Here is a 13,071-nt window from a genome sequence, read left to right on the forward strand (position 1 = left end):
CGGAGCCGGGCGGTGGCGGGTTCGGGGGCCGGTCGCCGGCCGAAAACGCGGCGGCGACGACGGCTCAGAAGTCGCCGTTGATGATGTCGGCGACGTGCTGGCGGTCGAACAGCTGTTCGTCCTCGGGGATTTCGGGGTACGGGCCGCCGTCCGAGGTCGGCCACTCGCCGAACGTCTCGGGGTAGAACTGCTTGGCGCTCATCTCGAGTTGGAAGAGGTTGAGAATCGGTCCCTGATAGCGCGCGCCCTGCGGGTAGACGCGCCCGTTCCGGACCGCCGAAATCTCCGCGGCGACGGGGTCGGCTTCGAGCGTCGCCCGGAGGTCGTTCATGCTAACGCTCGGTTGCATCCCGCTCAGGAAGAGGACCACGTCGGGGTCGGCCTCCAACAGCGCCTCGAAGTCGACGGTCGAGCCGGACTCGATGGAGCCCTCGAACGCGTCGTGCGGTGCGAGCGGCCGGATGTGCGAGGTCATGAAGCCGGGGTTGCCGACCGTGTACGCCCAAATCTGGCCTTCGATGTCGGACGCGGTGAGCAACACGACGCTCGGGCGCTCGTCTTCCGGCGGAAGCCCTTCCTCGATGGTGGCGAGCAGGTCGTTGCGGACGGCCGCGAGCGCCTCGTAGCGCTCCTCCTCTCTGAGCACCTGTGCGACCTTCTCGAACTGCTCCCACAGCGTGTAGTACTCGTAGTCGCCGGTCCACTCGTCGGTCGGCGACGCGTGACGGCCGCTCAGCGAGTTCCCGAACCACGGCGAGATGTTGTCGGCGACCTCCTCGATGTCGGCCATGTCCCACTGTTCGAGTTGGACGACCCACGCCGGGTCGGCCAGATGCACGCCGCTGTCGAGTTCGTACAGCTTCTCCTTGCTCGTCTCCCACGAGGGGTACAGGTCCGCCCAGTCCACCTCGACGCCGGGGAGCCGCGCCGTGAACTGCTTCCACGTCGCGTCGTAGTACGCCGGCCCGTTGACCGCGTTGACGTCGTCGCCGCGGCCGAGCGCGAACGCCATCCCCGCGTGGTGGGAAAGCCGCGTGAAGATGCTCTGCGGCGGCTCGTCGAACTCCACGGTGCCGACCGGCGACATCGTCACCGAGTACGACGCGTCCGCGGGCGTCTCGGTCTCCGTGTCGGTGGCCGTCTCAGTCGTCGATTCCGTCTCGGTCTCCGCCGTCGACGCCGAGTCGTTTCCCCCGGTACAGCCGGCGAGCAGGCCGCCGCCGACGGCCGCGCCGCCGTACTTCACGTAGTCGCGCCGCGTCAGTCCCGTCCGTGGCGTCTCGTCGTGTTCCATAGTTTTTAGGCCAGCCTAAAACAGATAATTGCTTCGGTTCTCGGGCGACAGCGGGGTTACGACTGCCAGTGGCCGTTTGTCGTCGGAGACACCGTAGATTCGTCGGTGTCGAAACGGCGGCCGTGTCGGCGGTTCCGCCCGTTTGCAACTACTGTCCAAAACTCAGGTAGGTTGTCCGTGAAGATGCCGGCTCAGATTCGAACTTCCCTCGCTGTCGCTCGGACGTTCGAATCTTCGGTCGCCCAGACAACCGTTTCGGGAAGACTCGCACACGCTACGCGGTGCTCGTTGGCGTTGAAAGGGGTAGAAATGGGCCGGCTCAGATTCGAACCACGGTCACTCACTTCGTTCGTTCCCTGATTCGAATCTTCACCGGGTGAAATCTCCCACACCTTTCAGACCACTCGCTGTCGCTCGTGGGTCGTGAAAGGTGGGGAGAATATGGGCCGGCTCAGATTCGAACTGAGGTTACGGCCACCCGAAGGCCGAAGGATACCAAGCTACCCCACCGGCCCGCATTTTGAGGCAAGCCACCGTCGCGTTTAACAGTTGTGATTACGGGCCACCGTCAGACGGCGTGACACACCGCCGACCCCGACTCAGTACCGCGAATAGCCCGCGGTGTCGAGGTAGTTGTGTGCGACCGTAATCGAGTGGTCGGCGTGGAGAATCTCGGGGCCGAGGCGGACCCGCTCGTCGGCGGCGGCCGCCAGCAACTCGGCTTCCTCGTCGGTGAAGTCGTGGTGGTCCGAGAGGACGAAAATCGGGTTCTCGGGCGGTTCGACCTGAACCACGGGGTCGCCGTCTTCGTGGAGTTCGACCACGGTCGAATCGCGGGCGGCCTCCTCCAGCGTCGTCTCGAACCCCATCCGGCGGATGGAGACCCCCGGCGACGACTCGGCGGGCATGTGGCCGATGGCCTCCTCGCGCTTCACCAGCGCCTTGCGAATCAGCGCGGCGGTGGAGCGTTCGTCGGGGTTGAGTCGGCGGAGTTCCGACCCCTCGAAGCGGACGGTGTACTCGTCGCCGAGGACGAGGTGGACCCGAACGTCCTCGCGGATGTCGTGCGAGAGGAAGAACGCGGAGTTGACACAGCGACAGAGCACGTCGAGGCGGCCGGCCCCGCCCGCGATGTCGTCGAGCGAGAAGTCGGGCGTCGTCGGCGCGTCGTGGCCGATGACGATGAATTGGCGCATGAATCCGACTCGGCGCGTCGGGGTCTTATCGCTGTTCACTCGCGCGGAGGCAGAGGGCCGAGGGCACACGGGGGCCGAGGGAACGGGCGTCCCCGCCGGGCCGACCGCGACGACGCGAATCACCCCGACCGCGCACGTCATAGCCGCTGGACGCTTACCTCAGGTAAGTGAGCCACCAAGCCGGGCGCGACCCGATGGTCCGCCTGTTCGCCGAGTACGGACGCGAGAACCTCGCGTGGTTCGTCGTCGGGCTACTGGCGAGCGTCCTCGGGCGGCTCGTCGCCATCGTGCCGGCGCTCGTCCTCGGGGTCGCCATCGACGCGGTGTTCTTCCGAAACACGGCGTACGCACTCCCGTTGGTCCCGTCGGCGTGGCTCCCGACGACCGTCTCCGGGCAGTTCTGGCTGAGTTTCTGGCTCGTCATCGGGGCGTTCGTCGGCGGCGTCGCGCTCTCGTGGGTGCAGGGTCTCGGCCTCGCCGTCTACTCGAATCGCGTTCAGCACGCCGTCCGCGTGGATACCTACGACGCGCTCCAGCGCCTCGACATGGCCTTTTTCGACGACAAACAGACCGGGCAGGTGCTGTCGATTCTCGACGGCGACGTGCGCAACCTCCGGACGTTCCTCGACAGCACGCTCTCGGGCGGCCTCCAGTTGGTCGTCGCCGTCGTCGGCATCGCGGGCGTGCTGTTCTACCTGAACGCCCAGCTCGCGGTCGTCACGCTCGTGGCCGTCCCCCTACTCGCGGTCTTCACCGTCTGGTTCATGCGGACGATTCGGCCGCTGTACCGCGCGCTCCGCGAGAGCGTCGGCGCGCTCAACACCCGCATCGAGAACAACGTCTCGGGGATGGAGGTCATCAAGGCCTCGGCGACCGAGGACTACGAGACCGACCGCGTCGCCGACGCCTCCATGGACTACTACCGGCGCGCCCTCGCGGTCGTCAGGCTCGACTACCTCTACCAGCCGTCGATGGAACTCCTCGCGGGCGTCGCGTTCGCGGCCACGTTCGCCATCGGCGGCGTCTGGCTCATCTTCGGCCCGCCCGCGCCCTTCACCGGCGACCTGCTGGTCGGCGAGTTCGTCACGTTCCTGTTCATGACCCAGCGGTTCATCGACCCCTTGTCCGGCGCGGGGCGCATCGTCAACTCCTACGAGAACGCCCGCGCCTCGGGCGAGCGCATCTTCGGACTGGCCGACCGCGAGGCCGTCGTCCGCGACGCGCCCGACGCCGCCGCCCTCGACGCGGTCGCCGGCCGCGTGGAGTTCGACCGCGTATCGTTCGCCTACGCGACCGGCCGCGAGGTGCTCCGCGAGGTCTCGTTCGCGGCCGAACCGGGCGGCACCGTCGCGCTCGTCGGCCCCACGGGCGCGGGGAAATCCACCGTCGCGAAGCTCCTCCTCAGGCTCTACGAACCCACGGACGGGGCGGTCCGCGTGGACAGCCACGACGTGCGCAACGTACGCATCAGAGACCTCCGCGAGGCCATCGGCTACGTGAGCCAGGACGTGTACCTCTTCGACGGCACGGTCAGGGAAAACCTCCTGTACGGGGCGTTCGACGCGACCGAAGCCGAGATGGTCGCGGCCGCGGGGGCCGCCGAGGCCCACGAGTTCGTCTCGCGGCTCCCCGACGGCTACGACACCCGCATCGGCGAGCGCGGCGTGAAGCTCTCGGGCGGCCAGCGCCAGCGGCTCTCCATCGCCCGCGCGATGCTCCAAGACCCGCGGATTCTCGTCCTCGACGAGGCGACGAGCGCCGTCGACACCGAGACGGAACTGCTCATCCAGCGCGCGCTCGACCGCCTCTCGGCGGGTCGGACGACGCTCGTCATCGCCCACCGGCTCTCGACGGTCCGCCGCGCCGACGCCATCGTCGTCCTCGACGAGGGCGAAGTCGTCGAGTCGGGCACCCACGACGAACTGGTCGAACTCGGCGGCCTCTACGCGACGCTGTGGGGTATTCAGGCAGGCGACGTCTCCGGCGTCTCGGCGGACATCCTCGCGCGGCTGGTCGAGCGAAGCCGCGCGGCCGACGAGGGCGACGCCGACCGCATCGCCGACAGGGTCGCTGACGGCGGCGACGACGCCTGACGGCGGCTCAGCGGTCGCTCGGAGGCGAGTGACGAAAAAGTCGAGTTCGAGACGGGAACGCCGGCGGCCGGCTTCGGTCGCGTCGGGGCGACGCAGTTACGCCGGCGTGGGCGTGGTTCCTCGGGTGGGTGCCGAGCCGGTTGTCGAACCCGGTGCCGGACCGGGCGCTGAACCGCCCGGACCGCCGGCTTCGGGCGTGGCCGGTTCGGGCGCGCCGGACTCCTTGTCGCCGGAGACGAGGAAGTCCGCGAGGTTGCCCACGAGCACCTCGTTGTCGGCCTCGTAGGCCGACTCGGGCGCGAGGAAGTCGGCGTCGCCGATGGCGACGACCGTCTCGCTCTGGGCGGCGACCGTGTACGGACCGGTCTTGCGAACCGACTCGACGCGGGTCTCGCCGCCGGAGACGAGCGCGGGCGAGACGCTGTCGTCCGAAATCGAAAGCGGCGCGGCGTCGCGGAACACGACCTCGTCGACGCCCTCGGTCAGGGCGGTGTCGCCCTCGGGCGCGGCGTAGACGTTCTCGTAGTTGAGGTAGTAGTCGTGCATGTTGTACAGCGACGAGGAGCCGAACGAGACCCCGTAGTCGGAGGTCAGGCCGGCGTCGCCGCCGGTGGTCCCGGACGACACCGAGACGGTGATGAGACCGAGGATGCTCGTCGTGCCCGCGGACTGCGGGTCGCCGAGGAGGGCAACGCGACCGCCGGCGTCTTCGAACGACCGGAGGCCGTCGAGCTGGTCGCTGGTGTACGGCCGTTCGGGGTTGACGACGACGAAGGCGTCGGCCCGCCGGAGCGAGGCGTTGAAGTCCCGCTGGGCGTCCTCGCGGGTGAGGTACTTCACCTGATGGCCGTTGGCGACGAGAGCGTCGACGAGCGGTTGCACGTCGGACTCGCTCACGTCGTTCTCGTGGGCCACGTCGATGAGGACGGTCTTCGGCGCGGCGTTCGAGTCCATCGTCACCTCGCCCGATTCGGGGCCGGGCGTGGCGACGAGTTCGTCCGCGTCGAACGCCTGTTTCGCGGCGTTTTGGGTGTCTGCCGAGTCGTTACCGCCGAGTTGGACGGCGTAGGGTGCCACCGCGGCCCCGACCAAGATGAGGGCGAGCGCGACCGCGAAGACGGCCGCCCCGCGGAGTAGGTTACGCTGAGACATTGCCGATCACCTCGTCTTCGTACTGCACCTGTCCGTACACCATCAGGAACTGCGGGGCGCGAACGCCGTCGTAGCCGATGGGACTCTCGTCGATGACGACCGTCGAGTTACCGCGCTCGGAGCTGAGAAGGATGATACCGGAGCGGGTCGGCGGCTCCTTCTCGACGACCTCGTAGTTTTCGAGGCCGGCCTCGGAGGCGGCGCGGTCGATGGCCGTCTGGAGCGTGCCGATATCGTCTGCGTAGCCGTTCTGCGTGGCGCGAGCGCCCGTGTAGACTTTCGCGTAGGCGACCTCCTCGCGCGACAGCGAGAGGTCGTCGCCGCGGTGCTCCATGACGCTACCGACGAAGGCGTGTTTCAGCGTCTCAATCTGGGCTTCGCGTTGGTCGACGGTCATCGAGGCCTTGTCCGGCCCGGTGCGAATCTCGTTGGACGAGCCACCGTACGGTGCCGAGCCGCGGACGCCGACGCTCCCGACTACCGAGGAGGGCGTCACGTAGATGCTCTCGGAGGGGAGCATCGTGTAGTACGCGCCCGACGCGCCCGCGCCTTGGACGCTCGAAACGACGGGCATCTCTTGGGCGGTCCGATTGACCGCCATGTACATCCGCTCGGAGGCGGCCGCGGAGCCGCCGGGGCTGTCGACCTGCAGGACGACCGCCTTTACCGATTCGTTCTCTCGCGCTTCGTGGAGGTCCTCTTCCAGCTGGTCAGCTGTGTAGGAGGTGATGGTCCCGTCGACCGAGATGACCGCGACCCTGTCTGGGGTGGGCGCGGCCGCGTCGTAGACGACGGGGGCGAGGAATGCTCCAACCAGGACGGCCGCGACGAGGGCGAGGACCGAGACGGTCCGCGTCGACGCCGCGGAGGAGGGTTTTGATACCATACTGCGGACGAGAGTTCTAGAGCCGGTGTCAAAATAGTTGTCATTGGAAAAGACAGTTCTGCAGACAAGACCGTCGGCACGCGTCGGGTCGTGAGTGAAGCCGCGACGGAGAGACGCCAGACGCCGCGACGCTGAGACACCGGAAACGGGAGTCGAGCGGTTCAGTCGGTCAGTCCGTAGCCGCGCCGGAACAGCACGACGTTGAGACCGACGACGCCGAGCGTGAGCGCCGTCAGCACGCCGAGAGAGAGGTTCGGGTCGACCTCGGTGACGCCGAGGAAGCCGTAGCGGACGCCGTTGACCATGTACACCATCGGGTTGAGGAGCGACGCCTGCTGGAAGGTCTCGGGAATCTCGTTGAGCGAGTAGAAGACGCCGCCGAAGAACACCAGCGGGCGGAGGATGAACTGGTTCATCATCGTCAGGTCGTCGAAGTCGTCGGCCCAGAGGCCGCCGACCACGCCGAGGCCCGCGAAAAGCAGGGTGATGACGAGCATAAAGGCGACGAGGTAGAACGGTCGGGCGACGCCGACGGACGTGAAGAACGCGCCGATGAGGGCGACGAGCGCGCCGACGAGTACCCCGCGGGTCGCACTGGAGAGGACGTACGCGCCGACCATCGAGGAGTACGAAAGCGGCGAGGTGAGCGCCTCCTCGATGTAGCGGTTCCAGCGGCCGTGGAAGATAGAGAAAGAGGCGTTCTCGAAGGCGTTCGAGACGGCCCCGAGGACGATGAGGCCGGGGAGGATAAACAGGATGTACGGGACGCCCGCGATTTCGTCGATGCGCTCGCCGAGGATGACGCCGAACACGGAGAAGTACAGCACGTTCGTGATAAACGGCGGGACGAACGTGTTGCGCGGGCGGCGGACGAACCGGAGGACCTCGCGGCGAAGCAGGGCGTAAAAGCCGGTCACGTCGAGGCTCGTGAGGCTCGTGAGGCTCATTGGTCGACCTCCGCGGTGGCGCGGCCCTCGCCCCGTCTCGTCATCTCGACGAACACCTCTTCGAGCGACGTGCGGGAGATTTCGAGGTCGACGATTTCGTGGCCCTGCCGGTCGAGCGCCTGCACCACGTCGGGGGCGACGAGGCCGCCCTGCTGGGCCGTCACGACGAGGCGAGTGCCGTCCAGTTCGACGGCCTCGACGCGGTCGTCGTCGGCCGCGAAGTCCGGAACCGCAGTCGGCGGGTCGCGGAGTTGGACGACGATGTCGTCGGTGCCGCGGTCCATCAGTTCCTCGGGGCTGGCGACCTCGATGACGGAGCCGGAGTCGAGGATGGCGACCTCGTCGCAGAGGCGTTCGGCCTCCTCGATGTAGTGGGTCGTAAGGAGGATGGTCGTCCCGCTGTCGTTGAGGTCGACGATGGTCTCCCAGAGTTCGTGGCGCAGTTGCACGTCGACCCCGGCGGTCGGCTCGTCGAGGATGAGCAGGTCGGGGTCGGTGATGAGCGCCCGCGCGAGCATGAACCGCCGTTTCATCCCGCCGGAGAGCCAGTCGAAGCGGGTGTCGCGCTTGTCGTAGATGCCGACGCGCTTGAGCACCTCGTCGGCGCGCTCGCGGGCCTCGTCGTGCGGAATCCCGTGGTAGCCCGCCTTGTGTTCGAGCACTTCGCGGATGGGGAAAAAGCGGTCCACGTTGAACTCCTGCGGCGCGAGACCGATGCGGTCGCGGGCCTCGCGGTAGTCGTCTTCGACGTCGTAGCCGAAGACGCTCGCCTCGCCGCCGGTCTTGCGGACGAGGCCGACGAGGATGTTGATGAACGTCGTCTTGCCCGCCCCGTTCGGTCCCAACAGCCCGAAGAACGAGCCCTCCGGAACGTCGAGGTCGACGCCGTCGAGGGCGCGGACGTCGCCGTAGGACTTCGTCAGGTCGCGTATCTCAATCGCGGATGCCATTCGTTGGTGCGTCGTCGGGCGTGGACGCGATTAAGCGTAGTGTCCGCGGAACGCCCCGTCACGGCGTGGCACGGCCGGTCGCCGACTGGACCCGATAACGCTCTGACCCTGCGCGACGGGATAGGTGTGTTACCACGTGTCAAATTAGGGCCTAATATGCGTCTGTACAGAACTAAGTCATTAACTAATATTATCATTATCAATCATTAACTATTAGTAGTTCTCGGCAGTCGAACCGGGTGAGGAGACATCCGATGGTAGTATCCGAAGCACACCACGCACCCGACCGCTCGACGACCGCGACCCGCACCGACCGCTACCGACCGCCGACCCCACCGACGTAACCGATGACAGACCGCGACAACACGACCCGAACCGACACGACGACCCGCACGCCGACCACCCCTCGCTCGACGGCGACCCGTCCCCGCGCCACGCGGCGCTACCCCAACAACGAGGAGAACATGGACGCGCCGCTCGTCCCCTTCATCCAACGGCCGGACGAGGACGACGGGATGACGACCATCCGGCGCGAACTCGCCGCGCTCCGCGCCCAACTGAACCGCATCGAGCGAACGATGCAGACCACCGACACCCAATGAACCCGACCGAACTCGACAGCGACGTCTTCGCACAGGATGTTGACAACCAGAAGGCCCGCGAACTGCGGGAGATGCTGAACACGCAGGACTTCGTGTTCGCCCCCGGCATGTACCACGCGCTGGACGCCCGCCTCGCCGAGATGACGGGCCACGACGCCGCCTACATGTCCGGCTACTCGACGGTCCTCGGGCAGTTCGGCTTCCCCGACTTGGAGATGGTCACGATGACCGAGATGGTCGAGAACGCAAAGCGCATGGTTGAGGCGACGAACCTGCCGGTCATCGCCGACTGCGACACGGGCTACGGCGGCATCCACAACGTCCGCCGCGCCGTCCGCGAGTACGAGAAGGCCGGCGTCGCCGCCGTCCACATCGAAGACCAGACGACGCCCAAGCGCTGTGGCCACATCGCGGGCAAGCAAATCGTCTCCCGCGAGAAGGCCCGCGCCCGCTTCGAGGCGGCGGTCGACGCCAAGCAGTCGGAGGACACGGTCGTCATCGCCCGCACCGACGCCTACGGCTCCTCGAACGGCGACTGGGACGAACACGTCGAACGCGGCCGCATCTACGCCGACGCCGGCGTCGACATCGTCTGGCCCGAGATGCCGAACCCCTCCCGGGAGGACGCCGTCGCCTACGCCGAGGAGATTCACGAGACCCACCCGGACCTGAAGCTCGCGTTCAACTACTCGTCGTCGTTCGCGTGGTCCGAAGAGGAGGACCCGCTGACGTTCCAGGAGCTGGGCGACCTCGGCTACAAGTACATCTTCATCACGCTGTTCGGCCTCCACTCGGGCGCGCACTCCGTCTACGAGGACTTCAAGAAGCTCGCCGAACAGGACGAGGAAGGCCAGTTCGACCTCGAACAGCGCTACCTCGACCACCCGACCGAGAGCCACCACGAGCTGTCGTTCGTCTCGCGGTATCAGGACATCGAGACGCAGTTCGACCCCGAGGCGCGCCGGCGCATCGAGGAGTCCGAAGGGTTCAGCGAGGAGCAGGCCGACCCCATCACGAGCAACGACGATGACTGAGCGAAGACACGACCGCGAGTTCGTGCGGACGTTCTTCACCTCGCCGACGGCCGTCGAGGGCGAAGACGACTCCGCGAAGATGCTCCGACGGGCGGCCGGCCTCCGCGGGATGCAAGCGCCCGACGTGTGGGTCCCCGACAACGAGGACGCCACCGCGCCGTCGATGCGCGACGAGGGAGCCGAGAACATCGTCAAAGTCATCTCCGAACACGGCGCGGAGTTCCCCGGGGAGATTCACCCGCGGATGGTCTGGCACCGCGACAGCCCCGAGACCCGGTATCAGGGCTTCCAGCACATGCTCGCCATCACCGACCCCGAGCGGGGCGCGGTCGAGCACATCGACGGCTTCGTCATCCCCGAGGTCGGCGGCATCGACGACTGGAAGAAGGCCGACGAGTTCTTCACCATCGTCGAGAACGAACACGGCCTCGACGAGGGGAGCCTCGCCATGTCGGTCATCATCGAGAGCGGTGAAGCCGAACTCGCTATGGGCGACCTCCGCGACGAGATGGGCAAGCCGACGAACAACCTCGAACGGCTGTTCCTCCTCGTCGACGGCGAGGTCGACTACACGAAGGACATGCGGGCCATGACGCCGACGGGCGAACTGCCGGCGTGGCCGGAGCTTCGACACAACACCTCGCGGGGGGCCAGCGCCGCCGGCTGTATCGCCGTGGACGGCCCCTACGACGACATCCGCGACGTGGAGGGCTACCACGAGCGCATGACCGAAAATCAGGCGAAGGGGATGCTCGGCATCTGGTCGCTCACCCCCGGGCAGGTCGTCGAGGCCAACACCTCGCCGCTCCCGCCGAAGACCGGCAGTTGGCTCCTCGACGCGGACGGCGAGGAGGTCGAACTCGCGTCCGAGGACGGCGTCGAGGCGTACGACGGCGACCGCCTCTCGCTCGAACCCACCGACGGCGGCTACGAACTCCGCGTCGGCGGCGACGCGCGGGAACTCACCGATGACGAACTCCGCGAGGAACTGCTGGGCCTGACCTCGTACGTCCCGAGCATGGACGACATCGTCGACTCCATGGAGGAGTTCGAGGCGGCCAAGGAGGCCGGCCGCGGCGCGATTGCCATGACCCAGTCGGCGACGCTCCGCATCGGCGGCACCGAAATCGACATCGCCAAGGACCGCATGTGGGACGAGGCGACCTATCAGGCCGCGATGACGCCCATCAGTCTGTTCCAAGACGTGTACGAGAACCGCCCGGACCAACACGAAGAGCTGGAAGACCGCTACGGCGCGGGCGTCGTCGAGCGCGCGATGGAGGTGGGACTCTAAACTCGGCCGCCGACCACAGGGGGTCCGCCGTCGGCCCCGCGTCCGGCTTGGTCAGACGACGGCGTCCGGTTTCGTAGCTCTGCGACGCGCTCGCCCGAACCGTGGGGGCGACGCGTCGCGCTCGTTTTTCTCACTCGACGCTATCCTCAAGTTCCGCCCGCGCGACTCGCCGGGTGTGGACGATTCGACGAACTCCTCGGCGACGCCCGCGGCGACGAGCGATGGCGACGGCGTCGGCGTCGGCGACGAACCGTTAGAACCCGACGCAGTCGTCGACTTCGAGTCGGCGGGCGTCGCGGACGAGGAGACCCTCGCGCGACTCCGCGCGGTGAGCTTCTACCTCGACGAGGCGTTCGAGATTCCGGGGACGAACTACCGCGTCGGCCTCGACCCGATACTGGGGCTCGTGCCGGGAATCGGCGACGCGACGGCCTCGGCGCTCTCGGCGTACATCCTCGTCGAGGCCGCCATGCTCGGCGTGCCGCGGACGACGCTCGCGCGAATGCTCGGCAACGTCGTCCTCGACGCGACCGTCGGGTCGCTCCCGGTCGTGGGCGACGTGTTCGACGCGGCGTGGAAGGCCAACGCCCGGAACGTCCGACTGTTGGAGGCCCGGTACGACGACGCCTCCCCCGCGGCCGCGGCGGCCGACCGGCGCTTCCTCTTGGCCGCGGTCGTCGCTATCACCCTGCTTCTCGTCGCACTCGGCGTGGCCACGGCGCTCGTCGCTCTCTGGGTGCTCGGACAGGTCGGATTATTGTAATTACTCGATATACAAACTACGAGAACCCGTTGTGTGCGTCGTTATCTAGCCCCAAACTGTAAACTACAAGACATATATAGTAGCTTGCAAATCGTGGCGTATGGAACGACGTACCTTCCTGAAGAGCGTCGCCGCGACGGGAGCCCTCCTCACCACCGCCGGTTGTATGGGCGGTGGCTCCGAGTCACAGCCGACCTCGGGTAACGAGACGGGTAACGGCACCGCCGGGGAAACGACGACCGAGGCCGAGCCGGCCGAGGTTCCCGACCCCGAGCTCGCCTTCCGCACGAACGGCGGCGTCCTCCGCGTCGTCCACATGGGCGGCGAGAAAATCACCGACGAGTCGACGAGCGAGGTCTACGTCACCGTCGACGACGAGCGCACCGCGACGTGGGTCGCCGACGACGAGGAGAGTCAGGAGTACCCCGTCTCGGTCGGTAACTTCCTCGAAATCGAGTCCGCCGAGAGCGACTCGACGGTCGAGGTCGTTTGGGTCGGTCGCGCGGGAACCGAGGAAGTCCTCGCGACCCGCGAGCCGACCGAGGGGACCGCGACCACCACCGCGACCGAGGAGACGACCACGACCACGACGTCCAACGAGACGGTCACCGAGACGACCACGACGACTGCGAACGAGACGACCACGACGTCCAACGAAACCGCGACCGCGACGGCTACCGAGACGACGACCAACGAGACGACCACGTCGTCCGGCAACGAGACCAGCAACTAACCACGACGGCCGACGCGGACGCCGGCGTCGGACGCGCCGGGACTTTTTTCGACTGGAGGCGGTTCGTATTCGCGCTGTCGCACTCGGAGCGACGCGGATGTGGGACCGACCACCCCTGCGGAGTCGG

The 13,071-nt window shown here is 67.3% G+C and carries 12 protein-coding genes and 1 tRNA gene; 6 read left to right on the forward strand and 7 right to left on the reverse strand.

Annotated elements, in window-relative coordinates; genetic code table 11:
* Positions 1–64: 64 nt before the first annotated feature.
* The 3 genes from C438_RS00945 to trmY all read right to left on the reverse strand — a co-directional run bounded on the left by C438_RS00945 (position 65) and on the right by trmY (position 2,490).
* Positions 65–1,294: an ABC transporter substrate-binding protein gene (locus C438_RS00945; protein ID WP_004967347.1), complete on the reverse strand. Its 1,230-nt coding sequence runs from the start codon at positions 1,292–1,294 to the stop codon at positions 65–67.
* Positions 1,295–1,736: 442 nt separating this feature from the next.
* Positions 1,737–1,809 (reverse strand) — tRNA-Pro (locus C438_RS00950).
* 84 nt (positions 1,810–1,893) lie between these two features.
* Positions 1,894–2,490, reverse strand: coding sequence for a tRNA (pseudouridine(54)-N(1))-methyltransferase TrmY (gene trmY, locus C438_RS00955; protein WP_004967348.1), 597 nt, complete (start codon positions 2,488–2,490; stop codon positions 1,894–1,896).
* Between the two features lie 194 nt (positions 2,491–2,684).
* On the opposite strand from trmY, the gene C438_RS00960 reads away from it, so the two are divergent.
* Positions 2,685–4,583, forward strand: coding sequence for an ABC transporter ATP-binding protein (locus tag C438_RS00960; protein WP_004967349.1), 1,899 nt, complete (start codon positions 2,685–2,687; stop codon positions 4,581–4,583).
* Between the two features lie 96 nt (positions 4,584–4,679).
* On the opposite strand, the gene C438_RS00965 is transcribed toward C438_RS00960, so the two are convergent.
* From C438_RS00965 to C438_RS00980, 4 genes are all read right to left on the reverse strand, one after another.
* The gene (locus C438_RS00965) at positions 4,680–5,735 is read right to left on the reverse strand and encodes a DUF4350 domain-containing protein (RefSeq protein ID WP_004967350.1); all 1,056 of its coding nucleotides are present in this window, start codon (positions 5,733–5,735) and stop codon (positions 4,680–4,682) included.
* Positions 5,722–6,621: a S49 family peptidase gene (locus C438_RS00970; protein ID WP_004967351.1), complete on the reverse strand. Its 900-nt coding sequence runs from the start codon at positions 6,619–6,621 to the stop codon at positions 5,722–5,724. Before C438_RS00970 ends, C438_RS00965 begins: the two co-directional genes overlap by 14 nt.
* 161 nt (positions 6,622–6,782) lie before the next feature.
* Positions 6,783–7,568, reverse strand: a complete 786-nt coding sequence (locus C438_RS00975; protein WP_004967352.1) for an ABC transporter permease — start codon at positions 7,566–7,568, stop codon at positions 6,783–6,785.
* Complete coding sequence (locus tag C438_RS00980) at positions 7,565–8,518, reverse strand: ABC transporter ATP-binding protein (protein ID WP_004967353.1); 954 nt, start codon at positions 8,516–8,518, stop codon at positions 7,565–7,567. The genes C438_RS00975 and C438_RS00980 overlap by 4 nt, the downstream gene beginning before the upstream one ends.
* Before the next feature lie 347 nt (positions 8,519–8,865).
* Here C438_RS00980 and C438_RS00985 point away from each other — a divergent pair, with 347 nt between their 5' ends.
* From C438_RS00985 to C438_RS01005, 5 genes are all read left to right on the forward strand, one after another.
* Entirely contained in the window at positions 8,866–9,120 is a 255-nt protein-coding gene (locus tag C438_RS00985; protein ID WP_004967354.1) for a hypothetical protein, read from the forward strand.
* Positions 9,117–10,154 carry an isocitrate lyase gene (aceA, locus tag C438_RS00990; RefSeq protein ID WP_004967355.1) on the forward strand — a complete coding sequence of 346 codons (1,038 nt, stop codon included), beginning with the start codon at positions 9,117–9,119 and terminating at the stop codon, positions 10,152–10,154. Before C438_RS00985 ends, aceA begins: the two co-directional genes overlap by 4 nt.
* Entirely contained in the window at positions 10,147–11,448 is a 1,302-nt protein-coding gene (gene aceB, locus C438_RS00995) for a malate synthase AceB (protein WP_004967356.1), read from the forward strand. Before aceA ends, aceB begins: the two co-directional genes overlap by 8 nt.
* A gap of 175 nt (positions 11,449–11,623) precedes the next feature.
* The gene (locus C438_RS01000; protein WP_004967357.1) at positions 11,624–12,211 is read left to right on the forward strand and encodes a DUF4112 domain-containing protein; all 588 of its coding nucleotides are present in this window, start codon (positions 11,624–11,626) and stop codon (positions 12,209–12,211) included.
* A gap of 100 nt (positions 12,212–12,311) precedes the next feature.
* Positions 12,312–12,944 carry a twin-arginine translocation signal domain-containing protein gene (locus C438_RS01005; RefSeq protein WP_004967358.1) on the forward strand — a complete coding sequence of 211 codons (633 nt, stop codon included), beginning with the start codon at positions 12,312–12,314 and terminating at the stop codon, positions 12,942–12,944.
* Positions 12,945–13,071 lie beyond the last annotated feature (127 nt).

The organism is Haloferax denitrificans ATCC 35960, from assembly GCF_000337795.1.
Classification (GTDB): Archaea; Halobacteriota; Halobacteria; order Halobacteriales; family Haloferacaceae; genus Haloferax; species Haloferax denitrificans.

Excerpts from the sequence above, each read along its gene's own strand:
- C438_RS00945 (WP_004967347.1), bottom strand. The coding sequence starts at position 1,294 with ATGGAACACGACGAGACGCCACGGACGGGACTGACGCGGCGCGACTAC.
- trmY (WP_004967348.1), bottom strand. The coding sequence starts at position 2,490 with ATGCGCCAATTCATCGTCATCGGCCACGACGCGCCGACGACGCCCGAC.
- C438_RS00960 (WP_004967349.1), top strand. The coding sequence starts at position 2,685 with ATGGTCCGCCTGTTCGCCGAGTACGGACGCGAGAACCTCGCGTGGTTC.
- C438_RS00965 (WP_004967350.1), bottom strand. The coding sequence starts at position 5,735 with ATGTCTCAGCGTAACCTACTCCGCGGGGCGGCCGTCTTCGCGGTCGCG.
- C438_RS00970 (WP_004967351.1), bottom strand. The coding sequence starts at position 6,621 with ATGGTATCAAAACCCTCCTCCGCGGCGTCGACGCGGACCGTCTCGGTC.
- C438_RS00975 (WP_004967352.1), bottom strand. The coding sequence starts at position 7,568 with ATGAGCCTCACGAGCCTCACGAGCCTCGACGTGACCGGCTTTTACGCC.
- C438_RS00980 (WP_004967353.1), bottom strand. The coding sequence starts at position 8,518 with ATGGCATCCGCGATTGAGATACGCGACCTGACGAAGTCCTACGGCGAC.
- C438_RS00985 (WP_004967354.1), top strand. The coding sequence starts at position 8,866 with ATGACAGACCGCGACAACACGACCCGAACCGACACGACGACCCGCACG.
- aceA (WP_004967355.1), top strand. The coding sequence starts at position 9,117 with ATGAACCCGACCGAACTCGACAGCGACGTCTTCGCACAGGATGTTGAC.
- aceB (WP_004967356.1), top strand. The coding sequence starts at position 10,147 with ATGACTGAGCGAAGACACGACCGCGAGTTCGTGCGGACGTTCTTCACC.
- C438_RS01005 (WP_004967358.1), top strand. The coding sequence starts at position 12,312 with ATGGAACGACGTACCTTCCTGAAGAGCGTCGCCGCGACGGGAGCCCTC.